The 23,321-nt window shown below is 32.6% G+C and carries 19 protein-coding genes; 6 read left to right on the top strand and 13 right to left on the bottom strand.

Annotated features, from left to right (window positions below; translation table 11 throughout):
- Window positions 1–395: 395 nt before the first annotated feature.
- The 5 genes from OEW74_RS10950 to OEW74_RS10930 form a co-directional block, all read right to left on the bottom strand.
- Entirely contained in the window at window positions 396–899 is a 504-nt protein-coding gene (locus OEW74_RS10950) for a hypothetical protein (RefSeq protein WP_265428528.1), read from the bottom strand.
- Window positions 900–1,064: 165 nt separating this feature from the next.
- The gene (locus OEW74_RS10945; RefSeq protein ID WP_265428527.1) at window positions 1,065–1,595 is read right to left on the bottom strand and encodes a nuclear transport factor 2 family protein; all 531 of its coding nucleotides are present in this window, start codon (window positions 1,593–1,595) and stop codon (window positions 1,065–1,067) included.
- Window positions 1,596–1,614: 19 nt separating this feature from the next.
- Window positions 1,615–2,664: a succinylglutamate desuccinylase/aspartoacylase family protein gene (locus OEW74_RS10940; RefSeq protein ID WP_265428526.1), complete on the bottom strand. Its 1,050-nt coding sequence runs from the start codon at window positions 2,662–2,664 to the stop codon at window positions 1,615–1,617.
- A 12-nt stretch (window positions 2,665–2,676) separates the two neighbouring features.
- Complete coding sequence (locus OEW74_RS10935) at window positions 2,677–3,678, bottom strand: bile acid:sodium symporter (RefSeq protein ID WP_265428525.1); 1,002 nt, start codon at window positions 3,676–3,678, stop codon at window positions 2,677–2,679.
- Window positions 3,679–3,744: 66 nt separating this feature from the next.
- Window positions 3,745–5,898, bottom strand: coding sequence for a glycoside hydrolase family 97 protein (locus OEW74_RS10930; protein WP_265428524.1), 2,154 nt, complete (start codon window positions 5,896–5,898; stop codon window positions 3,745–3,747).
- Between the two features lie 521 nt (window positions 5,899–6,419).
- Between OEW74_RS10930 and metG the strand changes: the two genes are divergently transcribed.
- Entirely contained in the window at window positions 6,420–8,456 is a 2,037-nt protein-coding gene (gene metG, locus OEW74_RS10925) for a methionine--tRNA ligase (protein WP_265428523.1), read from the top strand.
- Between the two features lie 90 nt (window positions 8,457–8,546).
- Here metG and OEW74_RS10920 read toward each other — a convergent pair whose 3' ends face one another.
- The 3 genes from OEW74_RS10920 to OEW74_RS10910 are packed head-to-tail and all read right to left on the bottom strand — an operon-like array spanning window position 8,547 to window position 10,030.
- The gene (locus tag OEW74_RS10920; RefSeq protein WP_265428522.1) at window positions 8,547–9,074 is read right to left on the bottom strand and encodes a hypothetical protein; all 528 of its coding nucleotides are present in this window, start codon (window positions 9,072–9,074) and stop codon (window positions 8,547–8,549) included.
- Window positions 9,075–9,083: 9 nt separating this feature from the next.
- Complete coding sequence (locus tag OEW74_RS10915; RefSeq protein ID WP_265428521.1) at window positions 9,084–9,647, bottom strand: hypothetical protein; 564 nt, start codon at window positions 9,645–9,647, stop codon at window positions 9,084–9,086.
- 11 nt (window positions 9,648–9,658) lie between these two features.
- Entirely contained in the window at window positions 9,659–10,030 is a 372-nt protein-coding gene (locus OEW74_RS10910; RefSeq protein WP_265428520.1) for a hypothetical protein, read from the bottom strand.
- Between the two features lie 481 nt (window positions 10,031–10,511).
- Here OEW74_RS10910 and OEW74_RS10905 point away from each other — a divergent pair, with 481 nt between their 5' ends.
- Window positions 10,512–10,892 (top strand): hypothetical protein, encoded by a 381-nt coding sequence (locus tag OEW74_RS10905; RefSeq protein WP_265428519.1) that lies wholly within the window; start codon window positions 10,512–10,514, stop codon window positions 10,890–10,892.
- Between the two features lie 37 nt (window positions 10,893–10,929).
- Window positions 10,930–11,490: a hypothetical protein gene (locus OEW74_RS10900; RefSeq protein WP_265428518.1), complete on the top strand. Its 561-nt coding sequence runs from the start codon at window positions 10,930–10,932 to the stop codon at window positions 11,488–11,490.
- Between the two features lie 62 nt (window positions 11,491–11,552).
- On the opposite strand, the gene OEW74_RS10895 is transcribed toward OEW74_RS10900, so the two are convergent.
- The 4 genes from OEW74_RS10895 to typA all read right to left on the bottom strand — a co-directional run bounded on the left by OEW74_RS10895 (window position 11,553) and on the right by typA (window position 17,008).
- Complete coding sequence (locus OEW74_RS10895) at window positions 11,553–13,145, bottom strand: glycoside hydrolase family 10 protein (RefSeq protein ID WP_265428517.1); 1,593 nt, start codon at window positions 13,143–13,145, stop codon at window positions 11,553–11,555.
- A gap of 168 nt (window positions 13,146–13,313) precedes the next feature.
- Window positions 13,314–14,726, bottom strand: coding sequence for a T9SS type A sorting domain-containing protein (locus OEW74_RS10890; protein WP_265428516.1), 1,413 nt, complete (start codon window positions 14,724–14,726; stop codon window positions 13,314–13,316).
- Window positions 14,723–14,869, bottom strand: coding sequence for a hypothetical protein (locus OEW74_RS10885; RefSeq protein WP_265428515.1), 147 nt, complete (start codon window positions 14,867–14,869; stop codon window positions 14,723–14,725). The genes OEW74_RS10890 and OEW74_RS10885 overlap by 4 nt, the downstream gene beginning before the upstream one ends.
- A 330-nt stretch (window positions 14,870–15,199) precedes the next feature.
- Window positions 15,200–17,008 (bottom strand): translational GTPase TypA, encoded by a 1,809-nt coding sequence (typA, locus tag OEW74_RS10880; RefSeq protein ID WP_265428514.1) that lies wholly within the window; start codon window positions 17,006–17,008, stop codon window positions 15,200–15,202.
- A 359-nt stretch (window positions 17,009–17,367) separates the two neighbouring features.
- Between typA and OEW74_RS10875 the strand changes: the two genes are divergently transcribed.
- A complete protein-coding gene (locus OEW74_RS10875; RefSeq protein WP_265428513.1) occupies window positions 17,368–19,782 on the top strand; it encodes a hypothetical protein in 2,415 nt (804 codons plus the stop codon).
- Between the two features lie 70 nt (window positions 19,783–19,852).
- Here OEW74_RS10875 and OEW74_RS10870 read toward each other — a convergent pair whose 3' ends face one another.
- Entirely contained in the window at window positions 19,853–20,122 is a 270-nt protein-coding gene (locus OEW74_RS10870; protein WP_265428512.1) for a DUF1294 domain-containing protein, read from the bottom strand.
- Between the two features lie 165 nt (window positions 20,123–20,287).
- On the opposite strand from OEW74_RS10870, the gene OEW74_RS10865 reads away from it, so the two are divergent.
- Together OEW74_RS10865 and OEW74_RS10860 are read left to right on the top strand one after the other, a co-directional pair.
- Window positions 20,288–20,644 carry a hypothetical protein gene (locus OEW74_RS10865; RefSeq protein WP_265428511.1) on the top strand — a complete coding sequence of 119 codons (357 nt, stop codon included), beginning with the start codon at window positions 20,288–20,290 and terminating at the stop codon, window positions 20,642–20,644.
- A gap of 241 nt (window positions 20,645–20,885) precedes the next feature.
- Window positions 20,886–23,294 carry a hypothetical protein gene (locus OEW74_RS10860; RefSeq protein WP_265428510.1) on the top strand — a complete coding sequence of 803 codons (2,409 nt, stop codon included), beginning with the start codon at window positions 20,886–20,888 and terminating at the stop codon, window positions 23,292–23,294.
- The last annotated feature ends 27 nt before the right edge of the window (window positions 23,295–23,321 follow it).

The raw sequence follows: 23,321 nt of genomic DNA, 5'->3' as shown, positions 1-23,321 counted from the left end.
AAATAACTTAAAAATAAATATTGCCTAAATGCACTACGGGTTTTTATTATTTATTTGTTATCTAATTATTATAATTGCTTTTAATTATGATACAAATGTACAGCTTGCAGATTCCGGAATTGTTGACGTAGGATAAGAAAGGATTTTATGTGAATTACAAATCGTGAATCGTCAATTTTCTTCGAAGTGAATTTTAATTATAAACCGTTTATATTAATAATTCAAAATTTAACGCAAAGACAAACAAAGAATATTAAAACCTGACCATTTTAAAGTCATACAAAGGCGTAAACTTAGCAAAAAAATACAATGGTTTAAATACCAAATATTTAAAAATATCTTCAAAATGCGCAACGGATTTAATTATATAAAACTAAGAAGCCTTTATTTAAAATCTATTTTTTTTCTGTATTAGAAATTATAGTTGTATAATCTGTATTATAAATTCTGGTTTTTATATTGAGCCTATTTAAAATATTTTCAGCATCAATTCTTATTTTAATCCATATTTCATTTGTATCTAGTAATTCCCAATCCCAGAGTTCAACAGGAATATCATCAACTTTCTTTTTAAATAGTAAAAGTTCTTCTTTAAAACTTTCGTCAATCAATTTATTTCTAAAGACTGTTTCAAAAAGAACGGGTAAAAAAGCATAATCAAGTTCTTCATACAACTCTGTCAATGGGTCTATTAGAATAGGAGTCATTTTGTCTAATTGCTCTACATTATAAGTATACAGAATCAACGAATTCACAATATTTGTGTAAAAAAAATTCTCGTTTTTATCATATTCTTCCATTTCAAATTTAGTAACCCCTGAATCGTCATAATCCTCTGTAATAGGATGAATTTCTTTATCCTGTTTTGATTTGGAAAAAATATTAAAATTGAATTTCATATCATTTAATGTTTTATAAAATTAAATAATTATTATTAATAAAATGGAATGTTTACTTTTTAAGTCACTAAGCTTTGGCTAAAGCCGTTTTTACATGTCTATTAAAAAAGCGGACTAAAGTCCGCTCCTATTGATAAAATTATTGATTTTAGATTATCAAATCATTTATTTTTTATTGTTTTTCAGTTCTGTTAAAATATCGTCTTCCATTGCAGATTTTTCGGCAACTACTTTATCGACAACATCGTTGGGAACTGTCATTGAAAGTACATATTGTTTTACTTTCCAGGCTCCGTTTATTTTTTCTACAACTCCTGAACCACGGCAGATTTTCATTTGAGTATCCAGCAATTCGTCAAACCAAGCCAGTTTTCCATCTTTGCTGAAATAGATATTTCTTTTAACAGAAGTGAAATTCCATGTTTTTTTCTTGTCGAAATACGGTTTTGCCCAGGTTTTAAATTCTTGCTTATTCCAAATTTCCGTTGCATCGGTTCCGATAAACGTAGATTCATCAGCAAAAAAATTAAAATATTTTTCAAATTCTGCATTGGCTGCAGCGACATTGAAATCATCAAGCATTTTTGAAATTTCAGTTTTTTCTTTTTCAAATTTCACATCTTTAGACTGCGCTGAAAAGCCTGAAAAAGCAAATAGGAGGATTGCTAAAGCAAAGAAAAGTTTTGTTTTTTTCATTATAAATAGATTTATTATTTTATTCGTTATATCCAATACAAAAAAGAGTTTCGCCTTTATTTACCGGCGGAGTTCCTACTTTGTACAAAATAATTCCGGTGGTTTGCGAAACGATATCATATTTTTTATTTCCAAATTCGTCGGTAATATAGCCTAAAATTTGATTCTTTTTAATTTTATCCCCACTTTTCAGTTCACTATAAAAAACTCCATCTTGCGGAACCTTTATATAATCTTGCTGGTTTAAAAGAACGGTTGATTTTTGATTGACCGTTTTTGATTTTCTTGTCACATAATTTCCCGAATTTTCAAGCATATTGTAAACCGCAGTTTTAATCAAATTCACATTGTCTTTCTGTACAGTTCCCAGCTTTCCGGCTTCAATACTCAAAGCTGTAATTCCCTGTTGTGTAGCTTCTTTGAAAGCATATTTCGCAGGTTCGGTCGCAGTTAAAGTGTAAGGATAAGAAACTATATATTCAATTCCTGACCTCGAAGATAGTTCATGAGCTTTATTTGTATTTTCAGGCGTATCTTTTCTGTTGTAATAGCAAACAAACGGCAACAAATCTTCATTAGCATCACCGCCATGAATATCTAAAAAAATTGTTGAGTTAGGAATAATTTCTTTTGTAATTAAATGGGCAATCTGGTCGGTCGGACTTCCGTTTTCTAAACCCGGAAAAGCGGTATTTAAATTTTTTTGGTCTAAAGGATTTACAAAAGGGGTTCTCTTTTGAAAAGATTCAACATTTGCGATTGGAATAATAATTAAACTTCCTTTTATATTTTCAGGGTTTATTTCTTTTAATAATTCCTGAACGGCTATAATTGGTGGATATTCGTAGCCATGAATACCTGCGACAATCGTGAAAACCGGACCTTTTTCTTTTCCTTTAATAATGGTAATCGGTAAATAGGTTTCTTTTGAATCACTTTTAATAGAAAATAGGGTGTCTTTTCTGAAAGAGCCGTTTTGTTTTAAAATTTCCTTTACTGATTGAGATTTTAGCATTGAAAAAGATGTTAAAACCGATAATGCAATCGTTTTGGAGATTAATTTTATCATTTTTAAATATCATTAAATTTGAGATGCTGTAATTTCCATGCGTTTTGTAATTCTATTTGCCAACCAACTTACGTAGAACAATTGAAAACTATGATAAATCATTACGGGAAGTAAAAATAAAACTTTTTGCTCATCCGGAATTCCTAAAACAAGCAGAAATAAACTTCCGTGAACCAAAGATTTTTTTGATCCGCAAAAAGTAGCGGTAATAATTTCTTTAGGTTTAAAATTCATTTTTTCAGCTAAAAATTTAAGAATTTCATAAACTGAAAAGAAGAGAAAAACTACACTCAAAGCCAAAATCACAAACACCAGTGAAGGAACTGAAGCAAAAATATTTTCAATAAATGCACTCGAAAAACTTTCATACACTATCAATAAGATAATCAGTCGGTCAAATTCTGCGATGATACTTGAATATTTTGTCACCCAATTTTTGAAAACAGGATTCAGCAAAATCCCTAAAATAATCGGAAGTAAAACTTTTAGTAATAACTGTTCGATAATTTCGATTTGATTTCCACCTTCTCCATTCGAAGTCAGGAAAAAACTCATCAAAAGCGGAGTCATCACAATCCCGATAATTCCTGAAATAGAAGCATTGAAAATTGCTGAAGTCACATTCCCTTTTGCAATAGAAACCATCACAACCGATGAAGAAACGGTTGATGGTAAACTTGCGAGAAAAAATACGGAAAGCCAAATGTTGTAATATTGAGAATCTTTTACGAATGGATAAAAAATTAAGACCAGCAAAGGAAAAATAATAAAAGTGCCTGACTGAATTAGTAAATGTAATTTCCAATTGGAAACATCTTTTACCACTTCCTTCAGATTTAATTTTAAACCATACAAAAGAAAAATTCCGGCAATTCCCCAATCGATAAACCCTGAAAGATTAAAATACTGATTGTAAGATTCTTTAAAGGGAATTAGTTTCGCCATTAAAACCATCGCAACCAATAAAAAAAGAAAAGTATTTTGCTTGGTGAAAACTTTGTTAATCAACTTCATTCAATATCATTTAAAATAAAAATCCTTAAAGTTTTTGGCTTTAAGGACTCTAAAATTACAAATTATTTATTTTACAGGCTTTATGGAAACGGCAAAACCACCGCTTCGAGCCATTTTAAAATTTATTTTAGACTTACTTGTTATCTGTTTTTTATAAATATGATAGCTTTGAGGATTGTCGATATAATCAGCATCTTTTCCGTCTTCATAAATCGTTGCTTCGTATTTTTTTCCTTTATCTAAAAATGAAAAGTCTACGGTATATTCTCGCTTGTTTTCATCAGTAATTCCACCAACAAACCAGTTTTCTGTGCCTTTTGCTTTTCTCGCTGTGATTACATAATCTCCCGGTTCTGCCGAAAGAATTTTTGTATCATCCCAATCTGCTGCAACATCTTTGATAAACTGAAAAGCATCCATGTGTTTCGCATAATTTTCAGGCAAATCTGCAGCCATTTGCAAAGGCATATACATCGTTACATACAGTCCTAATTGTTTTGCTAAAGTAGTTTTCACAAACCGTTTATCACCGGGAAAATAATAATCTAATTTGGTTTGGAAAATTCCCGGCGTGTAATCCATAGAACCACCCATCCATCGTGTAAACGGAAGAATTGTCTGATGGTCGGGATTATTTCCTGCAAAAGCTTCATATTCAGTTCCACGAGCTGCTTCTGCAGAAATATAATTCGGATAGGTACGACTTTCTCCTCCCGGACGAACCGATTCGTGAGAATTGACCATGATTTTATAGTCATTCGCTTTTTCTACAATTCTATAGTAATGATTAATAGTCCATTGTGAATAATGATGTTCTCCTCTCGGAATAATATCACCTACATAACCCGTTTTCACAGAAGTGTAACCGTATTTATTCATCAGCTGGAAAGCCTGATCCGCCCATCTTTCATAATTGGTTGCCGAACCTGAAGTTTCGTGATGCATAATTAATTTAATACCTTTTGAATGTGCGTATTCATTTAATGTTTTAATATCAAAATCGGGGTAAGGAGTCAGGAAATCAAAAACATATTCTTTGGAATGACCGAACCAATCTTCCCAACCGATATTCCAACCTTCGATCAACAAACCATCAAAACCGTTTGCAGCGGCAAAATCAATATATTCTTTAACTCTTGTAGTATTTGCTGCATGTTTTCCGTTGGGTGTTAATTTAGAAAAATCGGTTATTCCCAAATGAACGTTATCTGCTGTAGAATACGCCCATTGTGCTTTTCCTATAATCATTTCCCACCAAACTCCCATATATTTTGTAGGTTTTATGTAAGAAGTATCGGTATATTTTGTCGGTTCATTTAGATTAAATAACATTTTTGAATCCATTAGATCTTCCGCTCTTGGCGAAACAATAATCGTTCTCCAAGGCGTTACAGAAGGAGTCTGAATATACCCTTTTGCACCTTGTCGGTCTGCAGTAAGATGTGTTTTAAATTTAAAATTTTGAGCATCAACCTCAAGATGTGAAGCTGCATAATTGAGAACTGCCGCTTCTGCAATATTGATATACAAAGGTTCTTTTCCGTCCTTTTTTAACATCAACGGAGACTGAACTGCATTTTTAATTAATTTCTGAGAAGCATTAGAATCAAAGGCTTTGTCCCATCTTGCAGGAATTTCAGAGATATTGGTTTCCTGATATCTGTATTCCTGAGAATCGTAATCGGCAACCATCCACCAAGCTTTCATGTCGGTTGGAAAATCAAACTCTGTATCTTCTTCTTTGATGATAAAATAATTCAGATTTTTTTGCTGTGGAAATTCATATCTAAAACCTAAACCATCATTGAACAGTCTAAACTTTACGACAATGCTTCTGTCGGTAGAATTTTGATTCAGCGTAACCGCCAATTCATTATAATGATTGATGTAATTTTTCTTTTCACCTAAAACCGGTTGCCATGTTTCGTTTTTTGAATCTCTTTTCTCAGAAACTTTAACGAAATCATTATTCAAATCAAATTTTGCATCTTCGGCTTTAGTGATTTCAGAAGCGAAACTTATCGAAGTATCTTTAAAAAGTCTTAAACCCAACTTGGAATCTTCAATAACCGTAGACCCGTGATATTTTAAATTATAAAAAGGAACTCCGTTTTTGAGCTGGAAATTCATTTCAAATTTTCCGTCCGGAGATTTCAGAGATTGTGCATGTGCACCTGCAAACATCATCGATAATAAAACCGCAGCAACTGTAATTTTCATTTTATTGGAATATTTATAAACTTTAAAAATAAAAAATTAGAACCAACAATTGGCATTAATTCAGATAAAGATTCTTTCAAATCGAGTTTGCTCCATAGTTTTTTTAGTAAATTTTGTTTTTCAACCGCAAAAGGATCAAAAGATTTTATTAGTAAATAAGTCATTCAAAAGCTAGCAAAATAAACTATAAATGAAAAATTTACATTTTGAAAACTTTTGAATTTCTCTTTTTTCAATCATTTCTTTTGATCCTTTTGCGGTTAAGAAGACATTTTAAGTTTTTTGTAATCTATTAAAATTTTATTTTGAATTGCGCTTGATACCTATCGCAAGGTAAAACAAAGAGTTGATCATACTTTAAATTTTTAAGATAAACAAAGCCACTTCGTTTAATAAAGAAATACAAAAGCTTTAGCTGTAGATAAAGTATATTAAAAAATATATTAAAGACATTATACTAAGGTTATTCGGGAATTTTAGCAGATTATCTTTATCTTTGCAGACTTAAAACTATACTATAAATGTCAAACAGAAAGATGATTACGGCGGCTTTGCCATATGCAAACGGACCGGTTCATATTGGGCATTTGGCAGGAGTTTACATTCCTGCAGATGTTTATGCAAGATTTCAGAGAAGATCAGGGAAAGATGTTGCTTTTATCTGCGGAAGCGATGAGCACGGAATTCCTATTACCATAAGAGCTAAAAAAGAAGGTGTTACCCCACAAGATATCGTTGATAAATATCACGAAATCATCAAAAAATCTTTTTCAGATTTAGGGATTTCGTTTGATGAATATTCTAGAACGACATCGGCTAATCACCGTGAAACAAGCCAGGATTTCTTTAAAGTTCTTTATGAAAAAGGGAAATTTTCGGAAGAAATGTCTGAGCAGTATTTCGACGAGCAGGCTAATGAATTTTTGGCTGATCGATATATCGTTGGAACTTGTCCGAACTGTGGAAATGAAAACGCTTACGGAGATCAGTGTGAGAAATGTGGTTCTACCCTTTCGCCATCAGAATTGATCAATCCCAAATCAATGTTGAGCGGAAACGTTCCTATTTTAAAAGAGACAAAAAACTGGTATTTACCATTAAATGAATACGAAGATTTCTTAAACGAATGGATCATTGAAGGTCATAAAGATGATTGGAAACCTAATGTTTACGGACAGGTAAAATCTTGGTTGAATGATGGTTTAAAACCTCGTGCAATGACCAGAGATTTGAACTGGGGTGTTCCGGTTCCGCTTCCAGGAGCAGACGGGAAAGTGTTGTACGTTTGGTTTGATGCACCGATTGGATATATTTCTTTCACCAAAGAATGGGCTGCAAAAAACGGAAAAAACTGGAAGGATTACTGGCAAAGTGAAGAATCTGATTTAGTTCACTTTATCGGAAAAGATAATATTGTATTCCACTGTATTATTTTCCCTGCGATGATGAAAGCTCACGGAGATTACAAAATGCCGAAAAACGTTCCTGCGTTTGAATTTTTGAATCTTGAAAACGATAAAATTTCAACTTCAAGAAACTGGGCGGTTTGGGCACACGAATATGTTGAAGATTTTCCTGGGCAACAAGATGTTTTGCGTTATGCATTGCTTTCTTCAGCTCCGGAAACGAAAGATAATAACTTTACTTGGAAAGATTTTCAGACAAAAAATAATTCTGAGTTAGTTGGAATTTTTGGAAATTTCATCAACAGAGTTGCTGTTTTAATTCATAAATATTATGATGGAATCGTTCCTCAAGGTGATGTAAATACTCCTGAATTAGCAGAAATCAACAAAGCAGCAAAAGAAATTTCGGGATTCTTAGAAAATTACGAATTCAGAAATTCTTTAACAGCTTTAATGAATTTAGCTCGTTTCGGAAACCAATATCTTCAGGCTGAAGAACCTTGGAAAACTATTAAAGATAATCCTGAAAAAGCGGCGCATTCATTATTCGTTGGAGCGCAGATTGCTGTTGCTTTAGCGCAGTTGTGCGAACCGTTTATGCCTTTCAGTTCTGAGAAATTATTGAACATGTTCAATGTTCAAAAATCAAACTGGAATGATGTTGAAACAAAAACTGTTTTAATTGAAACTGGTCACAAAATCAACGAAGCCTCTCTTCTTTTCTCGAAAATTGAAGACGACGTTATCGAAGCTCAGATCCAGAAATTAGAAAATACAAAACAAAGCAATAAAAAAACAAATCCTAACGCCAACCCAATGAAAGAGGAAATACAGTTTGATGATTTTACAAAAATCGACTTAAGAACAGCAACAATCATTGAAGCTGAAAAAGTAGAAAAAGCAGATAAATTATTAAAACTAACTGTTGATACAGGAGTTGATGTAAGAACTGTAGTTTCAGGGATTGCAGAAAGCTTTACCGCTGAAGAAGTGATCGGAAAGCAGGTTATGATTTTATTAAATCTTGCGCCAAGAAAAATCAGAGGAATTGAATCTCAGGGAATGTTGTTATTAACAACGAAACCAGACGGAAAATTATCTTTTGTAACGCCGGACGACAGGAATGTTGAGAACGGTATTGAGATTGGATAATTCGTTTTCTAAATAATTTAAAATAGCTCCCTGAATTCACAAGGAGCTATTTTTTTGTTCAAAGCTACAATCTCAAAAGTATAACTGTAATTAATAAATATTTATATAACTGAAGATTGTTCCGCCAGATGTAATCGTAAACCACTCAGTTTCTGATACCGTCCCGACGCCATTTGTAGGGTAAGTAGCTGCACATGGTGCAACACCTATATCATAATGATCATAAACCGTATTGATACTTGCAGGATCTCTTACATCAAATGCAAAGAATGACCAATCTGTGGTAGGAGAAATTGCATACATATTAGGATCGTTATAAGCAAGAACAGTTGCAGGCGATGTATAAGACAATCTTACAAGAAAATCATTTACAGGTATTGGCGCTGTATTGGCCGTATAATATTTGGGATAATCTGTACTTGTAGTTGGCGGAATTGTAAAATTACCGCTCGCCAAAGTATTTCCCATATAAATCTCAGGAACGCAATTTGTCAAATCTGTCGCACGAAGTCTTCCTGTAAGCGTGTAAGCCGAATAATTGTTGATGACCAATGTACTTACCTGAGAAAATGCAACCGCACTTAAAGATAAGCTTAAGAGCAAAAGTATTTTTTTCATAACATGAGTTTAAAAAATTTGGATGTAAGTAAACTGTGTTCCGCCTGATGAAATCGTAAACCAATCGGCATCTCCGTATACAGTAGAAATATAAGATGGTCCAGAGAAACAACTATTTGTTCCATCTCCAAGGTTACCTAAAAAATAAGTTTCAGGTACGCTTGTTCCTCCTGATGAAACGGGTGTGTTGGTTCCTGCAAAATACATCTGAAATTTTGTATGTCTCCAATTAGTATTTAGAGAAATAACTCCAGTTGGTGCTAATGTAGGGTGAGAAGGTATTCTTGGAACTGCAGGATTACTTCCCGAAGTCTGCACCAGAAAAGTAGTAATACCGTTAGATGCTCCAGTAGAATAAGACGACAATTCATAATCGGATAATGCCGGTACAATGAGTTGATTAGGAACTGCAGGGTACCCAATGCTTACCATCGGATAACACGTTCCTAAAGGTGTTGCAAACAACTGTCCATGATAATCGTATGATGAATAATTATTGATAATAAGAGTGCTTTGCTGTGCAGAGATCATTCCTCCTATTGCGCAGCATAGTATTAAAAATTGCTTTTTCATAATAATATCTATTATAGTTTTGCGTTACTTCTTATCTGTGCTACTTTTTCCTGATTGATCTGGATTGCCCAAACCAAAATTGCAGACATATCACCATTTGTTTTTTGCTGAATCTGAGCATCTGTAACTCCTGTTGACTTAATAAGATCCATTGCGGAAGGAAGAAGTACTCTTTTTCTTCTGTCACTTAGTTCCGTACTTCCACTTTTTCTTTCTTCTTCGGTAGGTCTATTGCCGGGATCACCTAAGCTTTTCATTGCTCTATCAAATTTTTCCATTTCCGGACTTTTCATTGATTCTACATTGTTGACTGCCATGTTTTCATTAGAGCATGAACTTAGCATCAAAGCTGAAAAACTAAGTGCAAAAAGAATTTTTTTCATAGTAAATAATTTTTTGTTGTTAAAAAACCTGTTGTTGTATTATAATTTGATAGGTTTAGATTTGGTATAGCGTAATTTTATTTCAAAAAGAATTGATTTAAAAACGTCAGCAATTTAAAAATAAAAATAAACACATTAAATTATCACAAATAAATATTTACAATACGTGGGAATTATTTATAAATTTACACATATTGAAAAAATTAACTTACTAATAATCAATTATTTTTAACAATAGTAAAACATATAATTTAAAATAGACTGAATAATTATCATAACAAAGTGAAAATATACATTTACACTTTAATATAATTCACACAACAGTTAAAATATTTTTTTGTTAAAAACTTTGAAAAATGCTTTAAACACAACAATTCCTGACTTTTGTTTAAAGTATCAATTGATAAATTGCTACATCTACTGTTTGCACATCAGATTTTCTATGATTAGTTTGGTGGAAAATTAAATAACTCAAACAAACATGAAAAAACCAATCTTATGTCTACTATTGGCATCATTAGCAATCTTTAACTCATGCTCTTCTGAAAATGCAGTAGTAACAAATCCGGAAACATTTAAATCACCAGAAATGGAAGCTTTTGCAAAAGCATTTAAAAACTTAAACAATCCGGAAAACAAACCTAATGAGGAGGAACGAAAAAGTGGAAGTACAGAACTAAGTGACAGAAGAAAGAAAACACTTATTCCGGCATCATTAGAATTAATAAAATCTACAGGTGTAACAGATCAGGAAATAGCACAGAAAACGAGAGGTGATATGAGCGCAATTATTGTATGGGCTATCCAGATCAACAACAATAAAAATAGTGAGATTAAAAACAAAGTACAGTCAGAAAATTAAAATTTTTAAGCCTAAAAAAACTAATATTAAATAGATTATGAAAAAAAGCATCTTAACTATATTCACAGTACTATTATTTGGAATCTATGCCAATGCTCAACAGTCAACATTGATGGTTTATAATTATTCACCTTACTTTTTGGAAGCAAGAATAGAAGCTAACGGCCTTAATGGAAGCTGTTTTCCTAGAGTTTCGAGTAACGATTACAGTAGTTACAACATAACGTTTCCACCTGCAAGTGGAGGAAGTCCTTTCATTGCTAAATATCCAAAATACAATCAGGGACCCGCCTCTAATCCGGCCATTAATCAGTGGCTTGTACAGACCTCGGCAACTAATCCTGCAATATGGAGGCTTGCTGGTCATGCTCAACTCTCCAATACAAGTGTTGTCACAACGAATACAGATTGGACAGACTGTTTAATGGTAACAAGAGATGCCAACTTTGTATACGGAGCAGAACTTGAATTAGGAGACCCTTCTTATGATGCATGCAACAGCGTTTCTGAGACCTATCAAGACAGAAGTTATGTAATAGGAGAATGGTTTACCATCACTTCAGGATCTGAGAAATTTACAATCGTACAGGTATTTTAAACTAAAAAAGAGAGGTTAAATATTTTATTAGCCTCTCTTTTTTTATTTTTAATGTAAGAAAATTACTTCACTTTCTTCGCCATATAATCACTTTCATTTCCTAAACGGTCAATTGCTTTTATTGCAATGGCATTTAAATTTTTGCCATCTTTAAACTTAGGAAGTTCTTTTGAAAGGTTGTCTAATGTAAGAATTTCAGTTTCCCAAACTCCGTTATATTGTGTAAAAAGTACCCATTGAAAAACATTTCCTATATTTTTAGAACTCCAGCTAGTTTGTATAGAGCTTCCATTATCATTAACGAACAACGAAGGTTTTTCTAATGGAGCAGCTTTTATCCAAGGACTTTTCGGAGTTAAAGCTTTTTCTTTGTAAGGTCCGTTCTTTAAAGTAGGAAGCATGTTTGAGCTTTTCGTTAAACCTGCAATACTCCAATGTATTTCACCTGCATCATCTTTTAAAATCTCTCTTGATAATTCTACCTGATTTTTAATTTCACCCGGTCTGTCAGAAACTTTCACTTCAACTGTATTTAATCCCGGCCAAAGATGACGATTCATTGTATTTTCAGATTTCCACCAATTTAACAGAGAAGCAAACGCTTGTCCTTTCGAATCGATCGGCCAATACAATTGTGGCGAAAAATAGTCTACCCAACCTTTATTTAACCATAATTTAGCATCAGCAAACAGTTCGTCATACTGTGAAGAACCTACAATTCCTTCAGGATAACCCGGTTTCCAGATCCCAAAAGGGCTGATTCCGAATTTTACGTAATTTTTCTCGGCGTGAATTTCCTTATAAATTCTTTCTACAAATTTATTTACCTGATCTCTTCTCCAATCTGCTCTGGTAAGTGTTCCGCCAGAATTTTGATAGGCTCTCCAGCTTTCATGATCCGGAAAATCAATCCCTCTGTTATAGGTTGCATACGGATAAAAATAATCGTCGAAATGTATTGCATCCAGATCGTATCTTTTTACCAGATCTTTCACGACATTAGAAACATGCCCCTGAGTTTTCGGATTGGCAGGATCAAACCAATACATTCCGTTTTTCAACTTAATGGTAATATCTGAAAGCTTACTTGCCATTGATTGATTTGTGACCGCTCCCCCATTAGAATGATGCGCTCTGTAAGGATTTAGCCAAACATGAAGCTCCATTCCTCTTTTATGAGCTTCTTCAATCCAAAACTGCAGCGGATCATAATTTGGATATGGTGGTTCTCCTGTTTTTCCGGTCAAAAAATAAGACCAAGGCTCCAATTCGCTTGTGTATAAAGCATCTGCAGAAGGGCGCGCCTGAAAAATCACTGCATTAAAATTATTATCCTGAAGCATATTCAGCATATTAATAGCTTCAGCCTTTTGTTGCTCTACAGAAAGATTATTTCTTGAAGGCCAGTTGATATTGGCTACACTTGCAATCCATACACCACGAAATTCTCTTTTGATTGCCGGAAGATTCACTCTAAAATCTTCATTAACGGGAATCGCCGCAATTGGCGGAACTAATTTCGGATTTGGAGTTTTAATATTAGTATTCGAGACTTTATTTTTCGCTTTCGGAGTATTTTCTCTTACAGCACATGAAGTACTGAAAGAAGCAAACATCCCCAATATGCAGACTAATTTTATTTTAGAGATTTTCATATATGATTTCAAGAAAGGAATTCTGAGTTGTTAAAAGACAAAACTAATGATATAAAGATAATTTTGGAAATCTCAGACTGTAAAATTTAGTTAAAACAAAAAGTGCAGAAAAAAATTCTGCACTTACATAGTTTAAAAAGTTTAGTTTGAGTAAGATTTAATATTCAATTAATCTACTTTGATAAGTTTTTTATTTACCACACCTGTTTTCGTGGTTATCTTTAAAATATAATTTCCTTTTGGAACATTTAAAGTAGACATTTCTTTTTTATTTGTTGATAATATTAATGTACCAGAATAGCTGTATAAATCCATTTTTAATATCGATTTTTTTTCATCTTTAGCAATTATTGAATTACCAAATGGATTATTCACTACAATTGTATCATCTGTACTATTTTCAGTTGTACCTAAAGTAGACTGATTTTCGGTAATATTATATTTTATCACTGAAACATTATTACCGTTTACACCAACCATATAAATGGCATTACCTTTACTGTAAAGATTAACAAAAGATAAATATGGTGGAATACCTGAGTCAGTAAAAAATTGTTGAGAATTTACATTAATCTGACTTCCATTTTCATTATATGCTAAAAAACTACTTGGACCAGATGTCTGTGGAGTTCCAATTATCAAATAATTTCCGTTGGGTGTATAAATAACACCTGAACTACCATTCGGATTGATGGGTAAATCTATGTACGGATTATTACCAAATGATGATGGCAAAAGATTTTCATCTGTTTTCATCAGTCTTATCGTAGTAAAAAGATTAGAATAATTAGGATCTTTAGTAGATCTAAAATAATACAGACCGTAATTATTCTTTACTCTTACATTGTAGTTTTCATATAAAATGGGATTGACGTAAATTGAAGCTTCTTCTTTTTCAACAACACTTGGTGTATGCACATCTACCCGCTTGGTGCCTGCAAAATTATCAAAAAACAGTTTATTCCCTTTAGCAGCTATTGGCTCAACAGAATAATAACTGTTATTAAAAGTGACAACCCCATTAGTACCAACTGCTTGATCTAAATTGCCCGTATTTAAGTACTTTGTAAATCCATTAGTTTTTGTCAATAACAAACCTCCGTCTTCAGTCGACGTAAAATATCCGTCCCATATACCAAAGTTATATGTAAAAGTTCCATTATTAGAAAAATTAGTATTAATAGTTCCATTTGCATTGTAGCTGATAATACGATTATTTATAGGGGATACGTAAGGATCAGCATAGTTAATGTAAAATTTACCTCCGTTACCTTGTAAAAATATATGAAAGGTATCTGGACTGTTATCTAACTGAAGATAGCCATTTTGAGCAAAACTATTATCTAAAGTACCATTTGGGCTAATTTTAACGACATATCGATTAGGAATCATGTCGGTTTTGTTATTTGTTAATAGTAATGAGTTATCATCTTGTATAAAAATTTCAGCACCATACCCATTTCCCTGATTATAAGTAAATATACCATTATTCCCGAAAGTGGTATCTCTCTGTAATTGAATTTGTGCATTAGCAAAATTAAATAAACCAGCCAAGCAACCTAGTAATATAAATTTTCTCATAGTGCATCATAAAATTTTACAGTTATTATACACTCTTGTAAAATAGAAGTTCTGTTATTAGTTTGTTTTGATAAAGCATCTTTAGCATGTACTTTAGTTACTGCTGGATCAGATGCAAAAACAATTGCTAGTTTTTTTTTCATTTTAATAAATTTTTTAATATTAATATTTTTGTGTTTAAACGGATTGTGCATTGGGTTCGAACAAGCCAAAGAAAAAGAAAAAAAAAGACATTTACAATTAAATCTATTTAATTCAGCTTTAAATAAATTATGTTAAATAACTAAAAACCAACAATTTAAATAAATAAAACAATCTAAACCAACAATAAACATTTACCGTTATACCATTAATACCAAAAAACATCACAAACTAATTAAATACTAATTTGAAATAAAATGAAAAAAAAATTTACTTTTCAACAAAAAAAGCCTCGAAAAATCGAGGCTTTAAATATATTTAAGAATTTTAGATTATGCTTTAGCAGATCTTTCCACTCTTTTTCTTTCTTCTTCAGAAAGCAATTTCTTTCTCATTCTGATAAAGTTTGGAGTCACCTCGATTGCTTCATCAGCCTGGATATATTCCATACATTCTTCAAGAGAGAATAAGATTTTTGGTGCAACACCTGTATCTTTATCTTTACCTGAAGCTCTCATGTTGTTCAACTGCTTTGCTTCAACAATGTTTACAACTAAGTCACCTGGTTTGTTTTGCTCACCGATAACCATACCTGCATAGATTTCCTCACCCGGATCAACATAGAATTTACCTCTATCTTGCAATTTAGCAATAGAATATTCAGTTGCTGGACCTTGAGTTTTAGAAATCAATACTCCATTACTTCTTCCAGGAATAGCTCCTTTGAAAGGCTTATATTCTGTGAAACGGTGCGCCATAATAGCTTCACCTGCAGTAGCTGTCAACATTTGAGAACGCAATCCGATCAAACCTCTTGAAGGAATTTCGAATTCCATGTGCTGCATTTCACCTTTTGTTTCCATAATGTGAAGGTCACCTTTTCTCTGAGTAGCTAAGTCGATCACTCTAGAAGCATATTCTTCAGGAACGTCTACTACCAAAGATTCGTAAGGCTCCAGTTTCTCACCATTTTCACCTTCTCTCAAGATAACTTGTGGCTGCCCGATTGTCATTTCGTAACCTTCTCTTCTCATTGTTTCAATTAAAACTGACAAGTGAAGAATACCTCTACCGAATACCAAGAAAGTGTTTGCATCATCAGTCTGCTGAACTCTCAATGCCAAGTTTTTCTCTAATTCTTTATACAATCTTTCTTTCAGGTGATTAGAAGTCACATATTTACCATCTTTACCAAAGAAAGGTGAATTGTTGATAGAGAACGTCATGTTCAACGTAGGCTCATCAATCGCCGTTCTTTCCAATGGCTCAGGATTTTCAAGATCTACGAAAGAATCTCCAATCTGGAAAGCATCGAAACCTACTACAGCACAGATATCTCCAGCTTTTACTTCAGTTACTTTTTTCTTTCCTAAACCTTCGAAAACGTATAATTCTTTTACTTTTCCTTTCACAATTTTTCCGTCTGCCTGAGCAAGACCGATCCATTGAGATTCTTTAAGCTCGCCTCTTGTTACTTTCCCGATTGCAATTCTTCCTAAGAAAGAAGAGAAATCTAATGAAGTAATCTGCATCTGAAGGTTACCTTCAGTTACTTTTGGAGCCGGAACATATTGTAAAATACCATCCAATAATGGCATAATGTTGTCAGTTTGCTCTAATGATGTGTTGAACCATCCTTGTTTAGAAGAACCGTAGAACGTAGGGAAATCCAATTGCTCTTCAGTAGCTTCAAGGTTGAAGAACAAATCAAATACCTGATCGTGAACTTCATCCGGACGACAGTTTGGCTTATCAACTTTGTTGATCACTACCAAAGGTCTTAATCCTAATTCCAAAGCTTTTTGAAGTACGAATCTTGTTTGAGGCATTGGTCCTTCGAACGCATCTACCAACAAGATTACACCATCTGCCATTTTCAATACTCTTTCTACTTCCCCACCAAAATCGGCGTGACCAGGAGTATCGATAACGTTAATTTTTGTATCTTTATAAGTAACAGAAATATTTTTTGATAAAATGGTAATTCCTCTTTCTCTTTCAAGATCGTTGTTATCCATTATTAATTCTCCACTTTCCTGATTTTCTCTGAAAATGTTTGTAGCATGAATAATCTTGTCAACCAAAGTAGTCTTACCGTGGTCAACGTGTGCGATAATCGCAATATTTCTAATGTTTTGCATGAATGATTTTTACGGGTGCGAAATTAGTGATTTTTAATGAATTAACCACTATCAATATTTATTTATTAACAAATTCATAATGAGGGAATTCCATTTTAGAAATAATTTTAATCAAAAATCTATCAGCCAACAACAAACTATTTTACAGCAAATTAAGAAGTAAAACACATTTAAAAGTGTTGAAAAAGAATTATTAAATTGAATTTTATGGCTTAAAATATACAGTCTAAATATTTTTCTTCAATTATAAAATTGCTTAAAAACATCTGTTATAAATTATTAAATCATAAAATATATTAAATATTTTATCAGACAAACAGTTTTCACTTTATTTGTATAATATTAATGTAGTATAGACTATGAAAAGAATAATTACATTCTGTTTTCTTTTAGCATCTTTCAGCCACATCCATTCACAACAATCTGCCGATAAGGCTCTTCAGTATATCAACGAAAATTTTTCACAGGAAAATATTTATATCCTTACAGATAAAGATTTGTATCTTTCGGGGGAAACTCTGTGGTTCAATGCAATGGTTTTTAGAAACTTTACGATATCAGATCTTTCAACCAACTTTTTTATTGAGCTTTATGACAAAGATAAAAAGCAGATCCTAAGAAAAAGATTTCCTATTTTTAACGGGGTTGTTCAGGGAAGTTTTCAGATTCCTGAAAGCCTGAATGAAGATGTTTATTTCGTCAGAGCTTACACTCCGATGATGAGCAATCTGAATGAAGATTTCCAATATATTAAACAAATCCCCATCTATAATCCTTCTTCGCCTAAAAAATTAGTTACAGATAAGTCTTCTTCGTGGTCTGCGACAGTGCATCCGGAAGGAAATTCTTTTATTGTCGGAAATCAGTCTAAGGTAGCGATACGTCTTCATAATACCGGAATACCACCCTCTCAATGGGAAGGATATGTTATTGAAAAAGACCATCCAGAAAAGAAAATCACAACTTTTAAAGGTTTAGACGAAAATGTTGGAGTTTTCTCATTAACGCCCGAGAAAGATAAAATTTACGAAGCGGTAATTACAGACAATAACGGTTTACAAAAATCTGTAGCCCTTCCGAAAGCTTCCGAAAAAGGAGTGAGTCTGCAAGTTATCAGTGAAAAAGACAACATTAGGTACAAAATAAAAAATACCGGTGAAAGCATTCCTTATTACACAGTTATTGCCAATATGGGTGATCAGTTGGTTTACAAAGCAAAAGTTAATCAGTTAAAAGATTCATTTCAGGCAATACCCACCAATCAACTTATTAATGGTGTTATACAGCTTACGGTGTTTGATGATAAAGAAAATGTATTGGTGAGCAGAATGTGTTTTGTAATGCCTCAAAACTTAAATATTTCTATCCCGGAAATAAAATCTGAAACTTTAAATACAGAAAAAAGAGGGTTAAATTCTTTTAATGTGAAAGCTATTAAAGATATTCCGAATTATTCTGTTGCAGTATTTGATCCTGAAGATAAAAAATCTTTGCTGGACGAAAATCTTTTAAGCTCATTATGGCTTTCAAGTGTTCTTACTTCTAAAATTGATCGTCCTGCTCAATATTTTAGTGAAAAAAGAAATACCGATGCACTAGATGCGCTTCTCATTTCAGAACAATGGAAAATGTTTGACTGGAAAGAAATTATGTCTGGAAAACATCCGGAGATCATTAATAATGCCTCAAAATACATTTCATACAAAGGAAAATTAACGGTAAACGCTAAACCTTCACCTCAACAAAACCTCATCATGTTTGTAGAAGGAGACAAATCCGGAAATCAGGTTTTTCAGGTTGAAACGGATAGTAATGGAGAATTCTTTTTTGATAATATGATTTTTGAAAAACCTATTAAAATTACTTATCAGGTTAATGGAGCTAATGCCGCTTTAAAAAGCAGAACCAATGTTTATGTGCATCCTGCCAATACTTTTACCCCATTAAAAAAAGATTTACCAGCTATTGAAAAATATAAACTTGTTGATAGAAATTCTACTGTAGAAAGCAATCAGCCAGCAGAATTAACAAAAACGATTGATGCCAGAAGATACAAAAAGGAATACAACGAAAAAATTGCTTTAATTGAAGAGGTAAAAATAAAAGCGAAAAAGAAAAACCTAAAAGACGAGCTTAACAACAAGCTAAGTAGCCCGCTTTACAGAAGCATGAGTGAGATTGTTTTTGATTTTGTGAATGAAAACCAATCTGCTGCGGGTTCACAAAATATATTACAATGGCTACAAGGCCGCGCTGCCGGATTAACAATTAATTACGAAAATGGAATTCCAACCCCATACATCCGTCAAGCAAAAGCAAATGTTTATTTAGATGAAATGCTAACTGATGCAAGTACTCTTTCCGGCATATCGGCAGATAATATCGCTATGGTAAAAATCATTAAAGACGGTGCAATTGGTATGAGTGGTGGTGGTAGCGGCGGTGTACTTATTTATACCAAAAGAGGAGATACAAAACCTATCGCCCAAGCAAATACTCTTTCAGAAATGGTTAACCTCAACTTTTTTGTGATGGAAGGTTATAATGAATCTGAAAAGTATCCCGATTCTGATTATGGAAATTCTGAATTATCTAAAATAAGCAACGACTATAGATCTGTACTCTATTGGAATCCCAACATGGAAATAGATATTGACAATCCTGCAAAAGTTGATTTTTATAATAATGATACTGCAAAAAAATTCCGTTTTCTGATCATTGGGTTTGATGCTGAAAAATATACACCTGTTTACTATGAAAAATTGTTGCCTTAATAATTTTTAAGTATCGAAAATTTAAACTTAAAGTTCCTGAAATTATTTTGGGAACTTTTTTATTTTAAATCTAAATTTGTTTAAACTTTTGATAAAAAATGATCAGCAATACGACTTGAAATAGAAGCACTCCAAAAAACTTTATCAAAAATGTTTTTTTTGAAATTTTATGTCTGAAAACAAGCATTCCTATTATCCCACCCAAACTACCTCCAAAAAAACTTAGTATAAGAAGAGTGTTTTCAGAAATTCTTCTTTGATGTTTTATCGCTTTTCGTTTATCTGCAAAAAACACAAAAAAAGTCAAAAGGCTTATCAAAATCAGAATATAAAAAATCATCGGCTAATAATAATTGTCTAAAGATACTATATTTGATAAACGCAGGCGAACTCATTTCTTTTTATCATATCTATTTTCTAATTCGTTATCATTTTAGAAAACTATATAAAGTACTATGATTTAAACAGATTTTCTATTTTTGCGGTACTCAAAAAAACAAAATTAATGACAATATACGATTTGGTAGGAAGTTATTCTATTCAGGGAAGCAATCAGGTAGAAAGTGAGGAAATTTCTTATCAAGGAATTCTCACCCTATCTTTGGATGAAAACAACAGAATCATTGCTGAATGGATAATTGATGACCACATTCAAAATGGATCAGGTTTCTATAAGAATGAAATTTTAGTCATCAATTTCAATTACGAAGGTCAAGATAAGACGATTTATAAAGGCGTTGCAGTTTACAGATGCATTGGTAAAGATATCTTAGATGGTTTCTGGTCTGAAAAACATGGCAACCCACTCTATCTTGGAAGTGAGTACTGTGTAAAAATCAACAGGTTGGAGTTTTTAAACTGATATTTAAAATATTCATAAAAAAAATTTAACCTCTTATAACTTTCATCTTTGAGTAACTTTGAGATATAACACAATGATATTAAATTCTTTACCACCATTCTTATCCTTTGAAAACATTTAGTACCTCATCTCTCTGCAGACTTTTTATGTCTAAATATAATTTGATAAAAAAAGCTTTCAATTATTTCTCTTACAAAAGAAAAAATGTAATTTTGAGATACAATAAAAACACGAATCTATAATGAATATTAGTTTCTCTCAAAAACCACTCATTGCATTATCATTAATTGTTGCACCTTTTTATTTTTCTCAAAACAAAGCAGAAGAAGCACTTAAAAAGTTTGAAGAAAATTATCCTCAGGAAAAAATACATCTTCTTTTGAGCAAAAAAAACTATGTCGCAGGTGAAAACCTGTGGTTTACTTCTTTTGTATTTGACGGATATAGCCCTTCTACAATTTCCACCAATGTTTTTGTAGAGCTGTATGACCAAAATAAAAAACAAATCAGCAAAAAAATATACCCTCTGATAAATGGTAAAGGCAGCGGAAGTATTAGTTTGCCTGCAGATTTAAAAGAAGATGTGTATTACATCAGAGCTTATACCACATGGATGGGGAATTTTAGCGACGATTTCAATGAAATCATGCCGATTACAGTGTACAACCCATCTTCCCCCGAAAAATTAGTAAAAAATACATCCGTTCCATGGACTGCTGCTGTTTTCCCCGAAAGTGGAACTATTATCGACGGTATCAATACTAAATTTGCAGTAAGATTACAGTCGAAAGGAGAAACACCTTCAAACTGGAATGGCTTTGTTACAGAAACTCAAAACCCACAAACTAAATTAGCTACTTTTAAAGGGTTTGATCAAAATACCGGATCATTTAGTTTTACACCTATTGCCGGAAAAAAATATCAACTTACTGTAGAAGACGATAAAGGAAATAAACAGACTGTTAATTTACCAGAAGTAGCTTCTTCAGGAATTAATTTACAGGTTCAAAGTCAGTCTGATGCCATAAAATTTGTTTTAAAGGGTAAAAATATTGATCAAAACGCAAAATATAAAATTATAGGAAGCATCAATAATCAGTTGGTTTATAAAGCTAATGTTTCTAATATTTCAGATCGGGTTTATTCAATTCCGACCAACCAATTGGTGAACGGAATTCTCAATCTTACCATTTTTGATGAGTCTGAAAACATTATTGCTCAGCGACTTTGTTTTGTGCAACCTCAATCTCTTAAACTTAAACAACCTTCTTTAAAAGGTAGCTCGCTTAGTTTAAAACCTAGAGACAGCAATTCTTTTAACATCGATAATGATTCATCTATGTCGACTTATCTGGTAAGCGTAACAGATAACGAAAGTGAAAACCCTGAGAATGAAAACAGTTTACTAAGTACACTTTGGCTTACAGGAGATTTTAGCTCAAAAATTTATTATCCTGCTCAATATTTCAGTAAAAACAGAAATACAGATGCATTGGATGCTTTACTGATTTCGGAAAAATGGTCAAGATTTAATTGGCAAACTATTATGTCTGGAAATTTTCCAGTTATTAAATATAAACCTGAAAATTTTCTTTCTTATAAAGGAAAAGCAACAAAATTAGGAAAACCCGCTTCGGAAGCAGAGATTAATTTAATTTTTAAAATGCCAAATCAAGGAATTAAATACAATTTGATTAAAACAGATAAAGAGGGCATGTTCACCTTGAGTGGTTTGGTTTTTGAAGATTCTATGGCATTTTCTTATCAACTTAATGGCGAAAAAACCACTAAAAATTCGGTACAGGTTTATTTTCAACCCGCATTTTCATTCTTACCTTTTAGAAGCAATCTGCCTTCTCACAATTATACACTTATAAAAAGAAATCCAACTGACGCAGTTCCTATTGAAATAGAACGTGCCGTGGCAAATAAAAGTTCACAGACGAGCTTACGAGAAAAAGAAACGCTTATTGAAGAGGTTAAAATTAAAGCACAAAAGAAAGATTTAACCAAGAAACTTAATAATGAACTAAGCAGCCCTCTTTTCAGAAGTGGAAACGAAACTATTTTTGATTTGGTGAATGAAAACCAGAATGCACAAGGTTCTCAAAACATTTTGCAATATTTACAAGGTAGAGTTGCCGGTCTTCAGATTCAAATGCAGGGAGGGAATTATATTGCTACAAACCGTGGTGGACCTATGGAATTTTTTTTAGACGAAATGAGAGTTGACGCAAGCCAGATTTCTAATATTCCTGTCTCAAACATTGCAATGGTAAAAGTAATTAAAGGAAATTTTGCAGGAAGCTTTGGAGGAGGAAACGGAGCAATTGCAATTTACACCCGCCGTGGCGGAATTACCGGTTCTGTAGTAGATACTACTTTACCTTCTAATCTTACAGAAATTAAACTCAACGGATACGATAAAGAAGTACCTTTCAACAATGGAATCTATGATGAAGAAGGCACAAAATCTGTTCCCGAAGATAAAAGAAGTGTTTTATATTGGAATCCTTATTTAGAAAGTAAATCGGGAGAACCGACAGTTGTACAATGGTATAATAATGATGATGCAAAAAATTTCCGTGTGATGATTATTGGTTTTGATGAAAATAATGATTTATTGTATTACAACGAAATTTTAAAATAAAATCTTATCAATTATATCTTCAATAAA

The organism is Chryseobacterium sp. YIM B08800, assembly GCF_026163565.1.
In the GTDB taxonomy this organism is placed as follows: domain Bacteria; phylum Bacteroidota; class Bacteroidia; order Flavobacteriales; family Weeksellaceae; genus Chryseobacterium.
The sequence above is the reverse complement of the archived record's forward strand: the minus strand, read 5'-3'. Positions and strand labels throughout refer to the sequence as shown.